This is a genomic window from Sediminibacterium roseum (assembly GCF_009939005.1).
GTDB classification, from domain to species: Bacteria; Bacteroidota; Bacteroidia; order Chitinophagales; family Chitinophagaceae; genus Sediminibacterium; species Sediminibacterium roseum.
Genome location: NZ_JAACJS010000015.1, coordinates 1856236 through 1878179, shown reverse-complemented (window position 1 = coordinate 1878179; position 21944 = coordinate 1856236). Strand labels below are relative to the sequence as shown.

Here is a 21944-nt window from a genome sequence, read left to right as displayed (position 1 = left end):
TTTTTTGATTCGCATTTCAAAATTCTGTAATGCGGTGCTGCTTTGCGTTGTTAAATCATTTTATCCTTATATTTATTTTTGACAACCAACTGCGTTACCGTGTTTATGAGAATTTTTTTCCTTGTGTCTTTGCTTTGGCTGGGTGCTGTAAACGCGTCCGCGCAATTTGTAAGCGCAAACGATTACCCGATGCCGCGCGGCCATTCCAACGGGTTGGTGCGGCCTGGCTTTCACCTGGAATCGAAGTTTTCATTTGTCAATCTCGGGAAAGAAAAGCACCTGTACCTTACGCTGGAAATACAGCTCGGTACGGCCCTGAACCCACGCGCGCCCTTCTCTTACCGCTATATGTTGATGGGCAAAGAATACACCGACCAGGACCTGGGCAAGGAGCCTTTCCAATCCATCCGCCTGGGCTTCGCTGAATTTTCCGTGCTGGTACAAGGCCCTAACCTGAACCGTACACTTACCTATAAGTACGGCGTTAAAGAGGATCTCGGCATTGTGCCGCAGGATGCCTTGTTGTCGTACTACGCCTGTCATGTACAGGGCCTCGAAGATGTTGACTACAACGGTACCGAAGCCGTAGTAGCGGCGATCCATGCGTTTGAAGACAAGCGCAAGGCCGCGCTTCAGCAAAGCCAGAACACGGCGCGGCCATCGGTGTCGCTGAACACGCAGAACAACAGTAACGCTTCCAATACAAACAGCGACCCATCGCAACAGAAAAAAGAGTCGGTTGCGAACAATCCTGCCACGCAAACGAGTGCGCGGCCGAAAGATGATTTCTGGTCGGAGAAAAAAACAACGGCTCCCAACAACAGCACCGCCATCCCCGAAGGGGGAAGGTTGATACCTGAACAGCCCAACCATAAAAACCTACCCGAGTTTGTGCGAACCACGAATGGCGGGTATTATCACAAGGGTGCGGATGGAAGGTTCAGGGAGGTAACTGCGGAGGAATACCAGAAAGCGAAGGGTGCGCAGTCTGCTAAAAACACATCGGCGGCGCCGGAAGAAAAACAGCTCACGGCCGCGGAGATCAACGCGAAAGTTGACAAGATGTTCAGCGATGCGAGGGAACGCGACGCGGCCATAAACGCAAAGATCGAGCAGTTTGGCAACATGATGCGGATGAACTTTTATTATGCGGAAGCAATACGCAACGGGAAACAGAACCTGGCGGAGTTGAGTACCTTATCGGGCGAATACAGTTCCATTGAACAACTGCAGGCCGATTTCAACCGTAAATATTCCGCCATCAATGGCCAGGTTCGCCAGCTCGAAGATGCGCGGAACGCGAAGTTGAACAATGCGGTGAGCGGCACATTGAATGGCTCCGCTACCGAGCAGGCAATAGGGCAGGGCGTAGCATTGATCGGAAGTATTTTCAACAGCGCGAAAGCAAGCAAGGAAGCAAAAGAAGCAAAAGAGGCATTGCGCCTCGCACGCGAGCGGCAGGAAAAGGAGATCATTGCCGCCAAACAAAGGGCGCGCGTGGAAATGCGTGGCCAGCTGCTCAAATCTTTTCCGAACGGGGGAACGCCATTGACCGCGCACAAGATCACTGCGCCGGAAGTATACATGTTTGGATATGTGATAGACCCTGCTTCCATCAACAATGAAACAGCAGGGATCACGGTAAGCAATGTGTTTTCCGTTACACAATATTCGGACGGAACCTATCCTTTGAAAACGAGCGTGACGGGCCGGCTGAAAGGCATTGCACAGGGAGATGTGGTGCTGGTTGGTTTTTATACAGACAAAAACGCGGCCGACCAGATGCGCAATTCGTTTATCTCGCTCGCACAGAAAAGTGAGTTGTCGGTAAAACAGTTCACACTCAAAACCCTGGGCGGAAGCGGTACAGGAAACGCGGCCGCAGCCTCGGGCGATTTTTGGGAAACGGGGAAGTCGGCAACCAAAACGGCTGCGGATACAACAAAAAAGAAAGACGGGTTCTGGAACAACTAAATAAACTATGAGAAAAACAATACTGGTGCTGTGCCTGGCTTTAACGGGCCTGTTTACACGTGCACAAGACAATGCCACCGAAGCGAAAGCCGCCTACCTGCTTGCGGAAGAATGTTACGGCAAAGGTGATTACAAATGCACGCTGGCATACCTCAAGGAAGTGCATAAGAACCTCGGCTCTACCAATTGCAAAATACTTTACCTCCAGATCATGGCCACACGCGAGATGCTTGCCAAAAGCGAAACGCTGGCAGACGTGGTACTGCCCCTCGTGGAAGAATTTGAAAAGAGCCCGGATTATGCAGACTTCAACGAAGAAAAAAAACTGGAGATCAGCAAGATCAAACTCGTGATCCGCAATGAAAGAAAAGAGGCTATAGCAAAGGCGAAAGAAAAAGAGATTGCAGACAAAGAGGCCGCCGAAAGAAATTACGAAGCCACCCTGCATTCTGCCGGCGGTTTTGGCATTACAATAGAAGAGCTCGACAAAAGCAAGCCCACCTGGAAAGTAAAAGGATGGAGAAAAAAAGATTACGGCAGCATCCAGGTTGTTTACGACTCATACCTTTTTGATCCTGATGCCAAAGATTACCCTTTTATAGAACGCAGAAAATTCATCTCTACGCCCAATGCCATTTCGGGCATCCTGTTGTCTGATAACAAGATCATCGGGTATATTGTACAGGTAACGGATTTTGATGAATCCAAATCGTTTCAAAGCTCCGCATACCAGGTAATGAAAAATTCTGTGGAATCGCTCAAGCAGTCGTTCATAAAAAGCTATCCCGGCAATTACCGCACAGATCATTTTGCTGCGATGGGAAATACGGCGGAGGTGAACGATTGGCGCCGCGGTGATTGCGGCATCAAAGTGGTATCCATCAGTTTTGCGAAAGGAATGGCGGGTGTGGCCAAACTGGTGCAGGTATTGTATTGCGACCCGGAGAAGAAGCTGGATGCGTTTGTAAAATGACCGATCAAAAGTAAACCATGAAAGGAAAAATATTTTCACTGTTTTTATTGTGTTTTGTTTTGGCCGGCCCGGTATCGGCCCAAAGCAGTGCCGTTGAGGCAAAGGCGGCCTACCTGCTTGCAGAAGAAAGTTACGGCAAAGGCGAAATGCGTACTGCATTGCAGTACCTGGAAGATGCCACATCAAAACTCGGCACCGCCAACGCAAAAGTGCTGTACCTGAAAATAATGACGCTGAAAGAGCTGGCGGTTACCGATACGGGTTTCAACAGCAAGCTCGACAAAGCCCTCGCAGAATTTGAAAAAGCGCCGGATGCAGAATCGTTCAACGAAGAAAAAGTGCTGGAGATAGTTAAGATCAAACTGCAGCGCAAAAGACAACTAAGCGCCGCTTCAGAAAACCAGAAAGTAATAGAGGCGTTTGAGCAGCGTACCCATTTCCCGGTGGGCGCATCGTTCGACAGCATTTACCTGGCTAACAAAGAAAGGCTCGACGCGTATTTCAAAAGATCGTATACAAGCAAAGAAAGAATGGGGGCAGATGGCTTTGCCATATTCATGGAGGAAAACAAAGTAACAGAAGCAATATACTTATCGGGGAGCCGTATCAAATCTTATGTAAAATTTCATTTTTCGTATGGCGACGAGAACAGTAGTTTTTCAAAATCAAACGCTGAATTCCCTGCTGTGCTCAGAACCTATACCGATCTTTTCGGCAGCACACCAGTGGAACAGTCCAAAACAACGCAGAGTGTAACGGCCGGGCAAACGTATACAACAGTAACCCGCCAGTATGCATGGCGGGCGGGCAGCAAAGCGTTGATCCTGTATCTCCTTCAAATAACGGGACCGGACTATCATGCTTCCTCCTGCAACATTACACTGACGAACGATCCAAAGACAATCAGCGAGATCCGGTAAACTATTTACCGAGTACAAGGATCCTTATTTCCACCGCTTCTTGTGGCTGGCTGTGTGTTCGCAACACGGAATGTTTAATCAGTGGCCGGATGGCCTCGGCAAAAGGTGTGATGTTGATGCGAACGGGTGTTGACAGGATCACTGTTGTGCCCACATTTACAAAGCGATCGATAAGGTTAAGAAGCGATGGGAACTGAACGGCTGCATAATTCGTATCGCTTAACAACAGAACGCCTGCTTCCAGGTTGGGTGGCAAAGCGTTCCAGTCGATCAGGCATGCATGGGCATTCTGCAAACCAAGATGTGCAATGTTTTTCTTCATCAGCGCAACGGCTTCCGGCGCGTGATCGCTGATGGTTACAGAGGCTGCAAACGGTGCAATGGCAAAAGACGGCAACGCAGTTCCTGCACCCAGCTCCAGTACATTTTTTCCTTCGGTCCATTTTATTTCGTCTCTTAAAAACGAAGCGAGCGCAAATGCCGAGGGCCATGTTTTCGCCCAGAAAGGGAAGGGCGTATCCGGCTCTGCCAACAATTGTTTTTCGTATACGGATCTTACCTGCAATGGATCGGGCAGGTAGAGCCCCAGGTCCGGGAAGATGTTGGTCAGCGTGAGTGGATAATGCATCGTGTGCGAAAGTAAGACATCTCCGAAACGCATCCTCAAGCCTGTTTTCACTAAATACCTATTTGTAGGTATTTCCCCCGCAGAACGCCGCTTTTACTTTTACAGCATTAAAACAATGACCATGAAAATTAAAATCCTATCCCTTTGTTTTGCGGTTGCTGTATTGTTCAGCGGATGTTCAAAAGATGCAGACGACGCATATAATTCCAGCGGAAGTTTTTCGGCCACAGATATCAACGGAACCTGGAAGGAACCAACATCAGGCGTTGTGGTTACCATCAGCGGTGTTACATCGGGCGGCTCTGGCAGCGGCAGACTCACCAATGTAGGCAGCGCATTTCCCGCAGCAGCGCTGAATGGTATCTGTATGAAGCAGGTAGAACATCAATCAGGTGGCTATTGGGATGCATACAACCAATCTTACACAGGCTCTACCTGGGTGCAGGGTAGTGTGATCGGGTTGGCGATGAACGATGACAAAAAAAGTTTTAAGATCGGATCTAAATCATACTACCGTCAATAAGAGATTGCAAATGTTTCAACAGTTGATCTTTGGATGAATGTTTTGAGTATTTGCAGTAGGGAAGTGTATCTGGGGAGATATTTCCCTTACAAAGCCGCCAGCGATCCATCAATGGCGGCTTTGTTTCTTTAAAACAGGGATCAGATAAGCCGGTTCTCTTTTGCGAAAAGCACAAGTCCCGCAGTATTTTTTATATCCAGCTTGCGCAGTATGTTTCTCCTGTGTGTCTTGATCGTAAGCTCGCTCAGGAACAGCGCATTGGCCATGTCTTTGTTGCTCATTTCACCGCACACGAGTTTGATGATCTCTACTTCTCTTTTGGTGAGCTGGTATTTTTTTAAAAAATCATCAAAAAAGAAAGAGTCTTCTTTAACGGCCTGTAGCCGGCGGCTGTCCGGGTAATGTGTTTTGCCCGAAAGAATGGCGGCAATGGCGCCGGTAAGTTCGGCGGCGGATGAATTTTTTACGAGGTAGCCCTCGGCATTTTTAGACCGCACTTCATTAACCAGCTCCGGCTGGCTGTAGTTGGAAAGCACGAGCACTTTTGTTTTGGGGAAATCTTTTTTGATCCTGTCGAGGCTCTGCAGTCCATCGTATCCCGGCATATTCATGTCGAGGATAACCAGGTCGGGCCGGTGTTTTGTAACAGCATCGATCAGCTCAAATCCATTTTGCGCTGTAGCTACCACATTGAGTGAAGACTGTTCTTTTAAAATGGCCAACACTCCTTCTAACAAAAACTGGTGATCATCTGCCAGTATTATCCTGTACTGCGTCATTGGATATAGGGATTTCTATCGTGATGATAAGTCCGCTGGGCGTAACCTTATCAAAAGCAATTGAACCGCTAAAATAATTGATTTTCGATTCAATACCTGCCATTCCGAGTCCCGGTTTCTTTTCTGTGGCATTGCCTGTTAAACCAATGCCATCGTCTTCGGCCAGGATGGTGAACATATCATCATATTCCATCACCTGTAACAGTGCGTTTTTGGCGCGCGAGTGTTTGACGATGTTGTTGAGCAGTTCGTAAACGATACCGTACAATGCCGTATAGTAATTGTTGAATGCGGGTTTGTATTCTTCAAAACCGATCACCACCAGGTGGATATTGATCTGGTCGGATACATTGAATATGGAAACCACTTTTTCCAACGCAGTTTTAAAACCTACCTGGGCGAGCATTACGGGGCTTAATGCATGACTGAGGTTGCGTACCATATCAGACACGAGCCCAACTGCTTCTTCTGTTTTTTCGAGTTGAAGGGATGTGGAGCGGTTGTTACTCCATTCTTTTTCGCGTAGCGATGAGAGGTTGAGTTTTGCTGCAGACAAAAGCGAACCCGCAACATCGTGCAGCTGGTTGGCGATGTGGTTGCGTTCGGCCTCCTGCACATCCATCAGTATGCGTGTGTTCTCGTGCTGGCGGCGGTTCATTTCAACCAGTAATTTTTCTTTGTCGAGCCGGTACCTGTTGAAACGGTATACGAGTCCGGCAGTGATGATGATGGCTTCCGCCACGTATCCCACAGCCAATCCATATTTACTGAAAAAATGGCCAAACCTGTTGATGCTGCCGAATGAGAAAGAGATCTGCAGTACCGCAGAGAGCAGTAACACGATGTTGGCAGCAAGGTAAAACATGGCGAAGCGGTTTCCCTGCCACGATGCAACAATGAGCACGCCGAAAGAGATCACTATATAAAACAGTGGATTGAGTGGTATCAGGTACTGAAGGAAAAGCCATACGTCGGTGTCGTGCATTTTTTCGGTAACAAAAAAGATGAGCACAACGGAACCGGCGATCAGGGAGATCAGGATGCGTATTGCGATCCTTATTTTCCTGAGCTTAACGCCGCCGATGTAGTGTACCAGGAAAAGCATCGAAAAGATCAATGGCACCAGGGTAAATACCGGCCTTGCCTTGCTTGCGAACCAGGGCGCATCGGGCCAGAGATATTCAAAGCCGTATCCCGCATTTGATAACACCCAGAGCCAGCCCGTGGAGATAAACAGGATATAATAGAGGTATAGTCTTTCCTTCTCAATGATAAAAAGATAAAGGCCAAAGATCACCAGCAGCAACAGCATACCGGTAAAAACGGCCATGGTCGTTTTATCCCGGGTCTCCATTGCAAGCGCCGCGGTTTTGGCATAGGTGCGGAACGACAACTGCAGCGATTCATTTGCTTTGTCGATTTTTGCTAGGTACAAGCCTTTGCGCTGAACCGGGAAATAAAAACCGGTTGCAAGGATGGGCCGCTGCGCAAAGGGATAATGGTCGCCGGTTATCCACTGCAGCACCGGCAGGCTGTCTGCATAGTAAAAATGAATGCGGTTGATGTGGTTGTGCCCGATAGACAACAACAACGAATCTGCGGGCCGGTCAACCGGGTTCATGTATGCGAGCCAGAATACCGATCGTGTAAAACCTTTGTTGTTGTCTCCCGCGGGTGTTGCGTTAAATTTTCCGTCCCTGAAAAGTTGAAGCGCGGCTCCAGGCGAGAGCTGCCTGCTGCTGTCTTCATAAAGAAAAAAACCATCTTTCTCCTGCGCAGCCAGCGAAGAAGCTACAGCAAAAAAGATAATGGTTAAAAGAAAACGGGGGCAGTGCATTGAAACTAAGATAATGAATGTGCCTCAATTAAAAGCCCGCGGCACATTCCCTGGTTCTGCAAACCGTAATGCGGCTATCAACCCCTATACATCAAAAGTTGAACAGGCTCTTGTTGCCTCCCACCTTGGCCGTCTGGTTTCCAAAACTGCGGATGTTGTAGGTATACGTCAACATAAAATACCGTTGCAATACGTTGCTGCGGTTATCGATGATGGCATTGGCATTGTAGTAGCGGGTCACGTTTGTGTTGCTGTTGAGAATATCATACACTGCGAGGCGCAGCTGGCCTTTGTCCTGCTTGAACATCAGCAACGTAACAGCGGCGTTCCAGTAAACGCTTGAGAGCGGAAGCCCCGGCGCAACATTGTTGAGCCTGCGGTAAAAGATATTTGTTTCCCAAACCATTTTCTTTGGCATCCGAACGATGAATTCGCCCTGTATCACCTGCTGTTCAATGTTGCGGCCCGAGAATGCAGTGCTTGTATAATGGCTGCTGGTTGAGCTGAATATGTATTTGGGTGAGAATTCGACCAGGTCTTTCCAGTTCATTGCAACGCCCGCGTTTCCACTGATGTTTACGGTGGTGAGGCGGCTCTCCTCGTTGTTGAAACGCATGGGTGTGCGGTTCAGGTTGATGGTTGAGCCGGCGGAGATGGTTACATTGAACTGCTGCGAATTCTTGAATTGCCTGTTGAAACCGATATCAAGGAAGCTGCTCAGTACACCATTCACATTGATGGGCCTGTTGAGTTGGATGCCATTGCTGTTGAGCTGTATGGTCTGTATCACGGCATTGTCGAGAATAGACGATTGCCCGGAAAAATAAAAGTTGGTATTGGTCTTTGTATTTGTCAATGCCCCGTTGTAATTCACAGCATTTCTTTTGGATGGTGCGAGGGTGGGATCGCCATAAATGACCAGGAACGGGTTTGAGTTATCGGGTGTTGGAATAAGGTTGTTGATGCCCGGCGGATTTACATCCTGCGAAAAGCCAACCGAAAATCTTTTCCAGTTCACACTCAGGTTGAGCAGCACATCTGAATAATAGGGTTTGCTGTTCTGTGATGCGCCGGTAAAACGGTTGTTGATCCACTGCTGCAGCAAACCTGCGCCGGCGTTGATCGTTACGGTGTTGATGCGGTAACTCAATACGCCGCTGCTCAACCATCTTGTCATTTCTCTTGCAAGGTTACTACTGAGCGTATTGTTCAGGCTATCGTATGCGCTTGTGGCTACGTGTTTGCCGTAGGTGGCAACTTCCTGCTCGTTTTTCTGGTAAGTAAGGTAGGGATTGAAACGAAGCGTGAGGCGCGCACTCAAAGGCGTGCTGTAATTCACATAAAGATAACCGTTGGTTGAAGGAGCATCGGTAGCGCGCAGTTGCTGGAACAAAATAGTGGATGCGGCTGGATACTGGTATGCATTTAATGTTTCGGTGGTGGTTGAAACAGGATTGCTGCTCCTCGTTAAAACCTGTGTAACGGAGAGGAGCCTGCCTTTCACTTTTGCGGAACGGCGCGAGAGCTGGAACACTTCTGAAAAATTATCAGAGCGGCCACGTGTGAGCAGCATGCCGTTGCCGTTGTTGACTGCGCCGATCTTGTTGTTTTCGGTATAGATGAACGATGGCGCATCGGATCTTGTATCGGCATGAGCATACGATAAGCGCAGGTTCATATTGGTAAGCGAATCGGGCTTCCATCCCCCGCTCGTGGCTAGGTTGTGTGTTCGGCCGGTAGCAAGTGCATTGGTGGTTGTTCTGGCATTCACAACCGTGTCTTCAAAAAAGCGCTGTGTGTTTTGCACCTGTTCCAGGTCGTTGCGTGTGTTGCCATACATGTACTGGAACGAAAAATTCACTTTGGTTGAAGGGGAATGGTTGAGGTTGAATGCCGCGCCGTTGGCACTGCTCAACCCTGCGCCGGTTCCGCCGAGTGAAAAGCCATCTACGGTAAAACCCTGTTGGCCACCGGAGTTGCCGTTGCCATTGATGGTTCCCCAACTGCTTCTTGCAAAACCGCCCAGTTGTGTAATGTCTTTGGTGGTAAACGATGCGCGGTTGATGTTGTTCGCAAAACCGATGAGGCTCAACTGCAACGTATCGCGGAAGGAGTTGAGGATTGCGCCTGCTTCGTAACGCTCATCTGTGCCGCCACCCGCAAACACGCGCCCGAACAATGCTTTCCTGATGCTTTTCTTCAGGGTGATGTTGATCACTTTGCCGATCTTGCTCATGTCGCCGTCGTTGTTGAAATCGATCTCCTCTTTGTCGTCCATCACCTGCACTTTATCAATGAGGTTGCTTGGTAAATTGCGTGTGGCCATTTGTGGGTTGTCGCCAAAGAATTTTTTTCCATCCACCAATAACCTGTTTACTTTCTGGCCGTTTACCATGATATCACCGTTTTCTGCAACGGTTACACCGGGCAGTTTTTTAAGCAGGTCCTCGAGCAATGCATTGGGTAATGTTTTGAATGCAGAGGCGTTGAATTCGATCGTATCTTTTTTTATGACAACGGGCGGGCGCTCCGACAGCACGATCACTTCATCTAGTTGTTTGGATGTATTGTTGAGCAACAGTTCGCCAAAATTTAATACCGGTTCTTTTTCCGTAAGCATAAAATCTTTGCGCACCGGCTCATAACCGGAGTAGGTTGCCATCAAACGCAGGGGAAGGTTCAGGGGAAGGCCGGGCACTTTGAATTCGCCGCTCTCCGTGCTCAACCTGTAGGTAAGAATGCTTGTGTCTTTGGCGCGAAAAATAGTTACCGTTGCCAGTGCGAGTTGTTTTTTCCCGGCGCTGTCTGAAATTTTCCCGGAAACGGTTCCTTGTGCATTGGCAATAAAAGGGGCCAGGAACCCAAATAAAATAAGCAGTTGTTTCATAAATAAGCGCCGGTTGGTGTGCGTACTTATATAGTCACAATTTAGCTTATAATGTTTCAGCCCGCAGAAAATTATTTTTTGCTACGGCGTTGATACACAGAATCATCGGTCATCACCATCTTTTGGCATGTTTTTTTCACTTCTTCCTGAAACAGAAGAATGAACTACCGATATAAAATCACCGGAACCTTGCTTGCAGGACTGTTGTTTTTCACTGCGTGCAACCAGAAAAAAGAAATGACAGCAGGTACCGCTGTTGAAGCCAGGGTTATGACTGATGTTGCCTATGGTGCCGATCCAAGGCAGAAAATGGATGTTTATCTTCCGGCCAACCGCACCGCGCAAACGCCCGTGATCGTTTTCCTGCACGGCGGCGGTTTTGTTGCAGGAGATAAAAATGAATTCTCGGCGTTCTCGCAACAGGTGGCTGCAAGAGGCAACGTGGTACTGAATGTGAACTACAGGCTTGTTGATACAACAGGGATGTTGTCTACACCACCGGTTCACAAAGCAAGCGCCATCAGGATCAAAGAACAGCTTCAGGATGTTGATGCGGCACTCGGTTTTGCCGCCGCAAGATCGGGCGAATGGGTGATGGCGCCTGGTAAATGGAACATTGCCGGGCACAGTGCCGGTGCAACCCTTGCATTGCTTGCAGGCTATACTCCGGCCAATGCGGCCAGGCTCAAAGCGGTTGCCAACCTTGCCGGCGCAACAGACATGAGCTTTGCCGATGAATCACAATTTCAATCGATCGATCCAAGATTGGTGGAACTGTATTTCCGCGCCGTTGGTGCAGAACCCAGGAATGCGAACAAACTGGCGTATATGGCGGTGAGCCCCTACTGGGTTGCCAACAATGGAAGCGCCATCGCAACGATCAATATCCGCCCCGAGTTCAATGTTGTGTTTAATATGGAAGATGCAAGCAAACCGTTGTACCAGGCCTTTACGCAATTGCTGACGAGCAAGCAGGTTAAAAACAAATGGGTGGAAGTAGCGGGCGCTGATCATGGTTTTGGGCAACCCGGAAATTGGGAACTCGTGGTGAATGAGATGCTTGCTTTTTTTGCATCCGTTCAATGATCCCTGTCATTTTAGCTGGAACAACGGGCTCACGGCCGTTACGTGTTCTTTGGCCATGATCCCTTCCATTTCTTTTACCATAGCAGGATTTGATGCGGCAATATTGTGTTGCTCTGCAACGTCTTTCGAAAGATCATACAGTTCAAGCGGCAAAGGATCGGTTCCATTAAAATACCGCACAGCCTTCCAGTTTCCTTTGCGTACGGCCTGTTTAAAGCCCTTTTCATAGAACTCCCAATATAAGTGATCGTGTTGTTGGGATTGCGGTTTCGAAAAAAGCGTTGGCGAAAAAGACACGCCATCGTTTGCAGGAGGCGTTGCGCCGGTTAGTTGTGCAAGCGTGGGCATGATATCGTAAAATGCGCCGATGTGATCGCTCGTGCTTCCTGCATCGATCTTGCCGTACCATACCGCAATCAATGGCGCGCGGATGCCGCCTTCGTACATATCTCTTTTTACGCCTCTCGATACACCACTGCTTTTGAAAAATGAAACATCTTCTTTTGTACGTCCACCTTCAACATGCGTACCATTGTCGCTTGTAAAAAAGATGAGTGTGTTTTTATCGAGGCCCCATTTTTTAAGCAGCGCGGCTACCTGTCCTACGTGATCGTCTACCTCCGAAACCATTGCAGCATACGCCGCTTTGGGATAAGGCTGGCCGCCGTAGTGTTGTCCATCTGCCCATGCTTTTTCAGGTGCAAAACTGCTGCTGCCATCCTTGTTGAGATAAGGCTGCAGGTATTTTCCGGGCACACGCAATTCTGCATGCGGCAAGGTAAAAGAGAGAAAAAGGAAGAAAGGCCTTGCGCGGTTCTGTTCAATAAAATGCATCGCTTCGCTGGTGAACCATTCGTTGATGTAGATGCCATCAGGTAGTTTTATCCTGGTGCTTACACGCTGTTTGATCTGCCATGCAGAATCAGGATGTTGAAAATGCCCCTCTGTGTTGTTGATCACGCCTGAAAAAAAATCCCATCCTTTGTTTTCGGGGGCGCCGCTTGTGTTGCTGTTGCCGAGCCCCCATTTCCCGGCCATGCCTGTTACATATCCTTTAGTATGCAACATTTCCGGTAGAATGGTGTCTGCTGCGCGCATGGCTATTTCACCGTTGCCGCGGATGTAAGCGTGGCCGGTGTGTTTGCCCGTCATCAGTGATGCCCGCGAGGGAGAACAAACCGTACTGCCCGCATAAAAACCGGTGAACCGTTTTCCCTGTGCAGCGAGGGCATCTATGTGTGGCGTTTTGATTTTTTGCTGGCCATAACAACCCAGGTCGCCATAGCCCATATCGTCTGCAATGATGAAGATGATGTTTGGTTTTTGTTGTGCGATCGGTGACTGCAGGAAAACGCAACAGAGCAGGAGTGATAAGACCAGTTTCATGGTTTTGAAATTACTGTTTTTCTTTTGTAATAGCGTCACGCCCAAACCCATGCTTTTCAATGATCATGTAGAGGTTAATGACGGCCCAGCAGCGAATCGATCAATGTTTTCAATTCTCCATTACCTGGCCGGGGCGCGTGATCGGCCACAACTGCTCCGTTCCTGTTAATCACTATATATCTTGGGATGGTTTCAAGTTTATGAGTCGCTAAAAACGGCGCAGCGTGCACATCTACAAACATGAAACTGTTCTCTTTTTTCGACTTGCCTGCATACATGTATTTTACCCAGCGTTGGTATTCTTTGTCTATGGAAAGATTGATGAACACAATTTCGTTTTTCGAATATTGTTCCTCCAGTTTCTTTAATGCAGGAGCATCCTCACGGCAGGGGGCGCACCAAGAGGCCATGAAGTCCAGAAATACCAGTTTGCCCTTGTGCCTGGCTAAGGCCTTTTCGAGCGTGGTTATTTTGTTCCGGTTGATTTCGTACAGGTAGTTTCCTTCCCTGGTTGTTTTCTCTTCTGTCGATGATTGTACCGAACTGATTTTGTTTATGATTTCAGTATAGTGCCCAGACGATGCAAGTGATCTGTATGTGTCAAGATAAGTAGGTTTGACCTGCAGTTTTTTTGCATATGCGGCATAGATCAGCCGGCCCAAAAGATATTCACGTGCAATGCCTTTGAAATCTTTTACTATTTCATTGAAATCGGTTTCAAACGCTTCGGTGCCTGCCAGTTTTTCGATGTTGTAAGGAAGGATCGCGTTCACCAGTTCGTTCAGCAGAAGTGCATTGTACTCAATGGCGGCCATGGTTGTAAGCGCATTTGCCACCGGGATCAAACTGCGGCATTTTTCCTGGTACAAACCACGGGCCTGTAAACTGTCTTTGTTTTCCCTGTAAAACAGGAAAAGTAAAAAGGTGTGCCTGTTGTCTACAAATTCCTTTGTTGCATTCCTGAACCTCACACTTGTTTGGTAAACGGATTGCAGAGAATCAAACACCTGCCTTGCCCGTTGTGTGGCTAATGGTGTGTTTTTCTTCAGCTGTTCTTCGGTTGATAAAAAAGCTTCAAGCGAAAGATCGCGGAAAGCTGTGGTAGTTACCAAGGGCTCGATGTCTATAAATTTGTTAAGCACAAGCAGCTCGCGCGTTCTTGTTTCATCAGTAAGCGATCTGGCCAGAAATTCGCCATTTGTTTTTTTTGAAATGACCAGGTTGTCGCCGGGGAAAACCAGGAACCGGTCCACGTTCACTAAAAATAAGGTGGGACGGGCAATGAGCGCTTGTACAGGTTCGTCTTTCGACAATTCAAAATTATTGTAGAAGGGCCCGGCCAGTTGCAACAAGTCTGCATAGCTAACCGTGGTTTTCCTGTTGTCTGTGCTGTCGAATACACTTGCGTCTGCGGAAAACACGACGGGTTTTGAAATGCCATCGTACATGTGGTGAACGCTGCACGACGTGTACAGCATCAGAAGAAGAAGAACGATGAGTTTGTTTCGTTGGTAACACATGGCTTAAAGACTGGCCATTAATATTAACAAAAAAACCAATAGATATTTTGGATCGGATAAAATAAATATGCTAAAACAACAACAGGCGCCCGTTTTACCGAACGCCTGTGCGATTGACCATTATACACAAAACAACTTTATTTGATCTCTACGGGTCTTCTGTATGCGGTTGAGAAGATGTCTACATAAAAAACATCCGTCTTGTTTTCTTTCAGCTGGATCTCCATTTTGCGTGTGCCGGCTGCGGGATTGTTCAGCAGCTTCAGGTAGATCGTATCCGTTGCCTGAACGGCTTTTGGAAATACGATGGAATATGCGCCATCACTCCCCGGCGCTATCACTGTGCCGTTCTTGTCTACTACTGCAAAGTCAACACCGAGTACTGCGTTGGCGGTTGCATCAGGTACGATCACATATTTTGCAACCGCATCATAACTGCGTGTGAAGGTTGAGTAGAACTGCACGGGGAATTTTACCAGTGCCGCCTGGTTCTTTGTGTAACTCACCAGCGTGTTGTTGTTCGGAACAAACACGGAATAGTAGTGGTGCTCCTCCGAGGAAAGTCCTGCCGGGTAATCTTTTTTCTCGCACGAAGAAAAAACCACGGCTGCAATAAACATCGCTGCGATATATTTTACTGATTTCATCTTGATAGGTTTTAATGTTATTGCCAGTTTGGATTTTGTTTGATGTTGCCCCCGCTCAATGCGATCTCGTTCAATGGAACGGGATAGAGATAATCGCGGTTGGCTGCAAAACGCCTTGTGGTTGCGGGTTCGGTGATCAATACATTGTCTGCATTCAGGTTGAGGCTGTTCTGGTTTGTGCCCACCCATTCTGCGGCAATGAATTTTGCCCCGAGCAGGGCGCCCGGCAAAACGGTTTCCGCGGTTTTCCAGCGGATGAGGTCGTCGTACCTGAATCCTTCGAGTGCAAGCTCCACCGTTCTTTCGCGACGGATCTCTTCGCGCATGCTCAAATTGTTGGCGGTAACAAATGCATTGGTCAGTTTTGGTGCAAAGCCCACTCTTGTGCGCAATGCATTGATGGTGCTGTTCAGGTCAGCATCACTGATGCTTCCGTTCAATTCAAATTTTGCCTCGGCAAAGATGAGTAGTACTTCTGCGTAGCGGATGAGGATCCTGTCTGTTGTACCTGCATTGTTGATGGTCTGATCAACCGTGCTGAATCCTTTCTTTGGTGCAAACGCCGTTCTCGATCCGAGTGATGTTTTGGGTACCCATGGTCCCTGGTACGCTGTTTCTCCCGACCTGAAAAAGCTTGCTGCCATGCGTGGGTCCCTGTTGTCGAGGATGGTGTTGTAGCTTGTTTCAGCCCCTTCCGCAACAAACTGCGCTGAGCGGGTGGCAGATGGCGTGGTGCCATCTGTGTTCCATGCCGGCAGGCCATCGCTGTACAGGTACTGGCGAACGAGGTTCCTGGTTGGCGCTGCACGGCCATTTTCAAGATCGCGCGAGTTGTTGTGCGAGAGCAAAGGATTGGCATTGCTTACACCGAATATCTTTACAAAAATGTTTTCGGTATTGCCGATGCCCTCGCCTGTTTGGGTGAAGAGGTCGCGATAGTTTGCGTACAAGGTGTGGCCTTCTCCCATTACTGCGGTTGCCGAAGCAATCGCGATGTTGAGGTGATCCTGCCAGTTGCTTGCCGCATCTCCGTGAAATTTGGCCCTTGTGCCTTCGTACAATGCAACCCGTGCCTTGAGCGCCAATGCGGTACTGCGTGTTATCCTTCCGTATTGTGCAGCAGAGAGCGCTGAACGCCTGGGCAGGTACAGCGCCGCAGAATCCAGGTCGGCATAGATCGCTTTCAACACTTCCTGTCTTGGCGCGCGGCCCATCTGCAATTCAGGCGAATTCACGTTCAGTGTTTTCAGCACGAGCGCAACATCGCCATACTTTGTCACCAGGTTCGCATATGCATATGCCCTGAAGAACCTTGCTTCGCCGAGGTAACGGTTGCGGATCGCATCGGCTACTTTTGCACGTGGTGCTTTCTCAAGAATGTTGTTCGCGGTAAAGATCTCGTCGTACCTGTCGTTCCAATCCCCGCTGGTGTTAGGAATGACCCTGTTGCCGGAGCTCACCTGGTCAACGGTTTGGTTTACGTTATCGTCCGCGCGGTTGTCTATCCAGAAAGCATCAAGCTGTTGGTACAGGCGGTTGGTTGCATTGATGAGGTCCGTTTCCGTGTTCCAGAAAACATCGTCTGTCAATTCTGTTTCCGGCAGGCGGTCGAGTTTGCTGCATGCCGAGAGCAGCAGTGCAGCCGTTAGAAAGTAAGCAGAAACTATTTTAATTTTTTTCATGGCTCGTGTAGGTTAGAGTGAAATGTTTACACCAAAAGAAACAGTGCGATAAAATGGATAAGCTGTTGCGCCAACGTTGTTGCCCACTTCGGGATCAAATACGCTGAGCACTTTTGTTGCTTCCCAGATATCCTGCGCAGAAACATATACTTTCAGTTCGCGGAAATATTTCCTGTTTACAGGAATCGTATAACCGAGCTGGATATTTTTCAAACGGATGTAGTTCCCGTTTTGTGTCCATTTGTCCGACGGACGGAAATTATGCGCACTGGTCTGGTACATCCTCGGGAAGAAAGCATTCGGGTTATCGGGCGTCCAGTGGTCCATGTGGATCGTCCATGGCATGTCTGCGGTACCGAGTATGGGCGACAATGTTTCTTCAGAGATCAGGAACTTGCGGCCGAGCGCTCCCTGGAAGAATGCGGAGAAGTCAAAGCCTTTCCATGCAAACGCAACATCGAATCCGTAAGTATAACGTGCATTGGTAGTGCCGAGGTAAACGAGATCGCCCGGGTTTTCCGGTGTGCCGCCGCCGGCAGAGATCACACCATCGCCGTTGAGGTCAAGGTATTTGACATCGCCGGCAGTTGGTGTTGCAAAGAAAGGATAGGTAACTTTCGATTTGTAGGCAGTGGCTTCGGCAGCGGATTGAAAATACCCGTCTGTTTTAAAGCCCCATACACTGTTCAACCCATATCCTTCCAGCAATGGAACAACGCCTCCTGTACCGATCGAGTTTTTGCCGTTGTATTTTTCAAGTACATTCTGGTTGTCTGAGATGTTGAAGCCAAGGGAGTAATCAAGTTTACCAACCCTGTCTTTCCATTTTAATCCCAGTTCTGCTCCCCAGCTTTTCAGTTGGCCAACGTTGAGGCTGCTCACGTTAACGCCAATCAGGTTGGGTACGTTTAAAGTGGCCAGCATGTTCTTGTTGCGTTTGATGTAGTAGTCAGCCGTTACCGAGAGCCTGTTGTTAAACATAGAAAAGTCGAGGCCAAAGTTTGTCTGCTCAACGGTTTCCCATGTTTTATCGGGCGAGGCCAGTGTGTTCTGGTAAAAGTATTGCGATCGCTGGTTATCAAAAACGAGGTTGCTTGTATTGCTGCTGCCGGTAGTTGTGTTGTTGAGCAGCCCGCTGTTCAGCAGCGTTATGTAATCGTAGTAGCCCAATGCGGAGCCATTACCCAGTTGCCCCCAGGAAGCGCGGAGCTTTACATTGTTTACAAAGGACACATCTTTCATAAACTTTTCCTGGCTCACCCGCCATGCGGCGGAGAAAGACGGGAAGAGTTGCCAGCGTTTGTCTGGAGCGAGGCGCGAGCTTCCATCGTAACGGTAAGAAGCTTCGAGCAGGTATTTATCCTGGAAGCTATAGTTGAACCTTCCGAATAAAGAAGCCTGTGCCCATGTCTGTACTTTGTCGGAGCTGGTTTTGTTGATCGCTTCCGCAAAATTAAGCGAGAAGGAATTGTTGGTGGGCATATTGGTTGCTGCCGCAGAAAATTCATCCTTCCTGTATTCTTCAAACTGTGCACCCTGTAAGAAAGTGAAAGAGTGGTCTTTCAGTTTCAGGTTGTAGGTAAGAAAACTCTGCACGTTGTTCTGGTATCCCCTGTTCTTTGTTAACGAAATTGAATTGGGAACATTTGCATTGAAACGTACAGTGGCAACACTTCTTCCGTACCAATACAAACTTCTCCTGTTGTTTTCCATGTTGTAGATGTTCTGGTTGCGCCAGCCGATCACATCCAGCGTAAGTCCTTTTACGATGTTCTTTACCTGGATGTTCAAACGCCCGGTAAATGTTTCATATCCCCGTGTTTCAAGGCCGCTGTTTTTTTCAATGTCAACTGCATTGATCTGGAGATCGCCATTGTAGATCTGCCCGGTCACATCTTCTGCAGGGGTATACAGGTTTTGCCTTGTACGGCTCCGGTACAAGCGGTTGATGATCTGCTCGGTGCCGAACGAGTTTTCGTTCACAAAAGACCCGATATAGCTCGCGTTGAATTTGATGCTGACGTATTTACTTGCCTCGAAATTGAGGTTGAATTTTAGGTTGTAGCGCGAGTTGTCGTCCGGCCCGTAGCGCAGCACGCCGTCGCGTTTGTAATAGCTGCCGGCCAGCAGGTAGTTTAACTTCTGTTCGCCGCCGCTTACCGAGATGGATTGGTTCTGCATATGGTTGATCTTGTCCATGCCCTCTTTGATCCAGTTGTTGTTCCCGAAATATTCCCAGCGGTCGGCGGTTGGGTTGGGGCGGTAAGAAAAGTTCGGGTTCATGAGCCACTCGTATTGTTCGGCATTGAACTCGCGCGCGCCGGTGGCGTTGAAACGTGCCTCATCGATCAGGGTCTGTTCATCCCATGAGTTCAGGCGCTCCGGTTGACGTGCAGTGATGTTGATGCCGTAATAACTGTTGAGGTTAACCCTTGTTGCTCCCGCGCGTCCCTGTTTGGTAGTAACGAGGATGACGCCTGCAGCGGCCCTTGCGCCATAGATGGCAGAAGCGGATGCATCTTTCAAAACGGAAATGGACTCAACATCATTCGGGTCGAGCAGGTTGAGATCCTGTTCAACACCATCCACCAGCACGAGCGCGAAGGCGTCGTTCGAAGAAGAGAAGCCGCGCACGCGTACGCCATACCCTTCGTTGCCTGGTTGCCCTGAACCCCTGTATACCGTAACGCCGGGCAATACACCCTGCAGGGCGCTGGTTACATTTGGAACGGGCCTGTTGATCAGTTCCTTGCCACTTACAACGGCAACGGCGCCACTCAGGTTTACCTTGCGTTGGGTGCCGTAACCCACAACAATCACATCACTCATGATCTGTGAGTACGAGGTGATGACAACATTGATGCCCGTTCTTGTGCCCACCTTTTCTTCAACGTTGTTGTAGCCGGTGTAAGAAAACACGAGGGTGGCGGAAGGTTCGGCCACGATGGAATAGCGGCCCTTGCTATCGGTAACGGTTCCGCGGTTGCTGCCTTTAACAACCACGCTCACGTTTTCTACAGCGGCGCCGGACGAATCGCTTACAACGCCTTCTATTTTTTTGGATTGGGCAAACAGTTGCGCGCCCATTAACTGGAACATGCAAACCAGCGCAATACAGATGAACCATCTGCGTTCGGGTTTGAGTCGTTTTTTGAAAGATCTGGTAATCATACACAGCAGGTTTTAGCAATGATTAGAAACAATTCTTTGTTCCGGAAACAACGGCTCCGCGGAAGGATGATGAAAAAAATCGGGTGGTTTAATGCGAATGCATGCGAAGGAGGCGACGGAAAAACCTGCTTGCTCAAACCCTTCTGGGCATACGGCTAGAGCAAGCGGTTTCCGCTTCGAAAGCAGTCGAAATAAAACCTGTTTAACTTTTTATTAAGACCGTCAAATTGATATTTTTTCGTCGTCGCGAACGGAAAAAACAAAGGTTTTTTTACGATAACGTTTTCGGGTTTACGAAAACGTTATCGCTGTAATTAATTTAAAATCAAATAGTTGCAAACGTGTTTTCGTAAACCGATCAAAAATTTCAATCGGTTGCAGCAATCAAAAAACACGATTGTTTTTCGCGTTTTTTTTGATGTGAAAATGTGATGAAATACAGCGCAGCATTGAATAAATCAGGATTCTTTTCCTGCGTTTTTTTCAAGAAAAAAATTGATTTTCCCTGCATCCTTGTTTTTTCCGGAATAACAGGGTGGGGATGCATGTGCATTTTGCGGTCGAAGATCAAAAAAGCGCCATGTTGGAGAGGATTTTGGGGCAATGCCCGGCTGAAACATTTTTAAAACAAGGGCGCCGGCTCAGTTTTGTGCATTGATGGTTTTTGTCTTGTCAACGATCACCCTCACTTCTTTATCGAGCTCCAGCGCCGATTTTTTCAGATCCGCGATGATCTGTTTATCGGTGCCGTTCTCGTGAACAAATTCAAGCAGGCCGAGAATATTGGCCAATGGTTTGCGAAAACCATGCGAGGCGGTGTAGGCAATATCGCGCAGCCTGTCGTTCTGGTCCTTGATGGCCGTAATATCCGTTTGCACCGTAACAAAATTGGTGATCTCGCCCCCCGTTATTACCGGCGATACGGTTAACCGCAACCAGAAAACCGAGCCGTCTTTCCTGTAATTAAGGATCTCGCCTGCGTAAGGTTTTTTCTGTTCGATGCACCTGAAGATCTCATCCTGCGTACGCTGATCGGTCAGCGGCCCGTGTAGGAAATCAGAGGGCCTTTTGCCTGTTACTTCGTCTATGGTATAGCCGGTAAGACTGGTAAACGCATCGTTCACCCACTCGATCTTTGCGTCGCGGGAGGTAATGATCACGGCATTGGTTGCATTCTTCGCCACCAGCGACAACCGGTTAAGGTCTACGTCTTTTTTTATCCTGTCTGTGATGTCTGTTGCGCTTACCAGCCTGCATGGTTTATTGAAAAACGTTACATCGTCTGCCAATATTTCCACCACAATGATCTCTCCCGATTTTTTCCTGTGGGTCCATAGCCCGCGATGGCTTTGAGAGGGCGTGTAGGTGGCAAGGTGTTTTCTGAGCGTGTCCAACGCTTCGGGGGGACGGATGTTTTCCAGTGTCATTGAAAGAAATTCTTCACGCGTGTAGCCATACTGGTTTACGGCCGCATTGTTCACGGCGACAAATTTGAGCGTGTTGAGCTCATAGATCCACATGGGGGTCAGGTTCTGTTCAAACAGGTTCTGGTATTGCTGCCTGGTATCCTGCAGTTTTTTGCGTGAGAGGCGGATGCTGATAAAGAACAGTACGGATACAGCCACTACAAAACTGGCATCCTTGATCATGTCTATCTGTAATACTTTTTCAGTTTCAAGATCACGCGGCTCCGAAAAGAGCCACCTGTCTGAAAAGAGTACCCAAACCATGCCCGGTACAAAATAAAGCAGCGAAAGCAAAAGCGCTGTCCTGTTTTTACGCAAAAAAGCTTTCATCACATCGGGTTTGGTGAACTGATCAAAAAACGGACATCCTGCCTGTTATGCCATCAATCCGGACTAAAAATACTATGCCAGTCGGTTGCCTTCGTTCATCGATAAACCAGCCTCAGACTCTCGAATGAATATAAG

The 21944-nt window shown here is 48.4% G+C and carries 15 protein-coding genes; 5 read left to right on the top strand and 10 right to left on the bottom strand.

Annotated elements, in window-relative coordinates; genetic code table 11:
- Positions 1–105: 105 nt before the first annotated feature.
- From GWC95_RS19335 to GWC95_RS19325, 3 genes are read left to right on the top strand one after another with little or no spacing between them, the layout of a single operon-like run.
- Positions 106–1974 carry a hypothetical protein gene (locus tag GWC95_RS19335; RefSeq protein WP_161820350.1) on the top strand — a complete coding sequence of 623 codons (1869 nt, stop codon included), beginning with the start codon at positions 106–108 and terminating at the stop codon, positions 1972–1974.
- A 7-nt stretch (positions 1975–1981) separates the two neighbouring features.
- Positions 1982–2947 carry a hypothetical protein gene (locus GWC95_RS19330; RefSeq protein ID WP_161820349.1) on the top strand — a complete coding sequence of 322 codons (966 nt, stop codon included), beginning with the start codon at positions 1982–1984 and terminating at the stop codon, positions 2945–2947.
- A 17-nt stretch (positions 2948–2964) separates the two neighbouring features.
- Positions 2965–3867: a hypothetical protein gene (locus GWC95_RS19325; RefSeq protein WP_161820348.1), complete on the top strand. Its 903-nt coding sequence runs from the start codon at positions 2965–2967 to the stop codon at positions 3865–3867.
- Position 3868: 1 nt separating this feature from the next.
- On the opposite strand, the gene GWC95_RS19320 is transcribed toward GWC95_RS19325, so the two are convergent.
- A complete protein-coding gene (locus tag GWC95_RS19320; protein ID WP_317164139.1) occupies positions 3869–4546 on the bottom strand; it encodes a class I SAM-dependent methyltransferase in 678 nt (225 codons plus the stop codon).
- 70 nt (positions 4547–4616) lie between these two features.
- On the opposite strand from GWC95_RS19320, the gene GWC95_RS19315 reads away from it, so the two are divergent.
- Positions 4617–5018 (top strand): hypothetical protein, encoded by a 402-nt coding sequence (locus GWC95_RS19315; RefSeq protein WP_161820346.1) that lies wholly within the window; start codon positions 4617–4619, stop codon positions 5016–5018.
- A gap of 140 nt (positions 5019–5158) precedes the next feature.
- Here the strand turns inward: GWC95_RS19315 and GWC95_RS19310 are convergent, their stop codons facing one another.
- The 3 genes from GWC95_RS19310 to GWC95_RS19300 all read right to left on the bottom strand — a co-directional run bounded on the left by GWC95_RS19310 (position 5159) and on the right by GWC95_RS19300 (position 10521).
- Positions 5159–5797 (bottom strand): response regulator, encoded by a 639-nt coding sequence (locus GWC95_RS19310; protein ID WP_161820345.1) that lies wholly within the window; start codon positions 5795–5797, stop codon positions 5159–5161.
- Positions 5766–7634 (bottom strand): sensor histidine kinase, encoded by a 1869-nt coding sequence (locus GWC95_RS19305; RefSeq protein WP_161820344.1) that lies wholly within the window; start codon positions 7632–7634, stop codon positions 5766–5768. Before GWC95_RS19305 ends, GWC95_RS19310 begins: the two co-directional genes overlap by 32 nt.
- 91 nt (positions 7635–7725) lie before the next feature.
- Entirely contained in the window at positions 7726–10521 is a 2796-nt protein-coding gene (locus GWC95_RS19300) for an outer membrane beta-barrel protein (RefSeq protein ID WP_161820343.1), read from the bottom strand.
- A 159-nt stretch (positions 10522–10680) separates the two neighbouring features.
- On the opposite strand from GWC95_RS19300, the gene GWC95_RS19295 reads away from it, so the two are divergent.
- Positions 10681–11607 (top strand): alpha/beta hydrolase, encoded by a 927-nt coding sequence (locus GWC95_RS19295; RefSeq protein WP_161820342.1) that lies wholly within the window; start codon positions 10681–10683, stop codon positions 11605–11607.
- A 6-nt stretch (positions 11608–11613) separates the two neighbouring features.
- Here GWC95_RS19295 and GWC95_RS19290 read toward each other — a convergent pair whose 3' ends face one another.
- From GWC95_RS19290 to GWC95_RS19265, 6 genes are all read right to left on the bottom strand, one after another.
- Positions 11614–12993 (bottom strand): arylsulfatase, encoded by a 1380-nt coding sequence (locus tag GWC95_RS19290; protein ID WP_161820341.1) that lies wholly within the window; start codon positions 12991–12993, stop codon positions 11614–11616.
- 74 nt (positions 12994–13067) lie between these two features.
- On the bottom strand, positions 13068–14513 hold the full coding sequence (locus tag GWC95_RS19285; protein ID WP_161820340.1) for a TlpA family protein disulfide reductase: 1446 nt from the start codon (positions 14511–14513) through the stop codon (positions 13068–13070).
- A gap of 137 nt (positions 14514–14650) precedes the next feature.
- Complete coding sequence (locus GWC95_RS19280; protein ID WP_161820339.1) at positions 14651–15160, bottom strand: hypothetical protein; 510 nt, start codon at positions 15158–15160, stop codon at positions 14651–14653.
- A 17-nt stretch (positions 15161–15177) separates the two neighbouring features.
- The gene (locus tag GWC95_RS19275; RefSeq protein ID WP_161820338.1) at positions 15178–16842 is read right to left on the bottom strand and encodes a RagB/SusD family nutrient uptake outer membrane protein; all 1665 of its coding nucleotides are present in this window, start codon (positions 16840–16842) and stop codon (positions 15178–15180) included.
- A gap of 12 nt (positions 16843–16854) precedes the next feature.
- Positions 16855–20013, bottom strand: coding sequence for a SusC/RagA family TonB-linked outer membrane protein (locus GWC95_RS19270; RefSeq protein ID WP_202630316.1), 3159 nt, complete (start codon positions 20011–20013; stop codon positions 16855–16857).
- 641 nt (positions 20014–20654) lie between these two features.
- The gene (locus GWC95_RS19265; protein ID WP_161820337.1) at positions 20655–21809 is read right to left on the bottom strand and encodes a PAS domain-containing protein; all 1155 of its coding nucleotides are present in this window, start codon (positions 21807–21809) and stop codon (positions 20655–20657) included.
- Positions 21810–21944 lie beyond the last annotated feature (135 nt).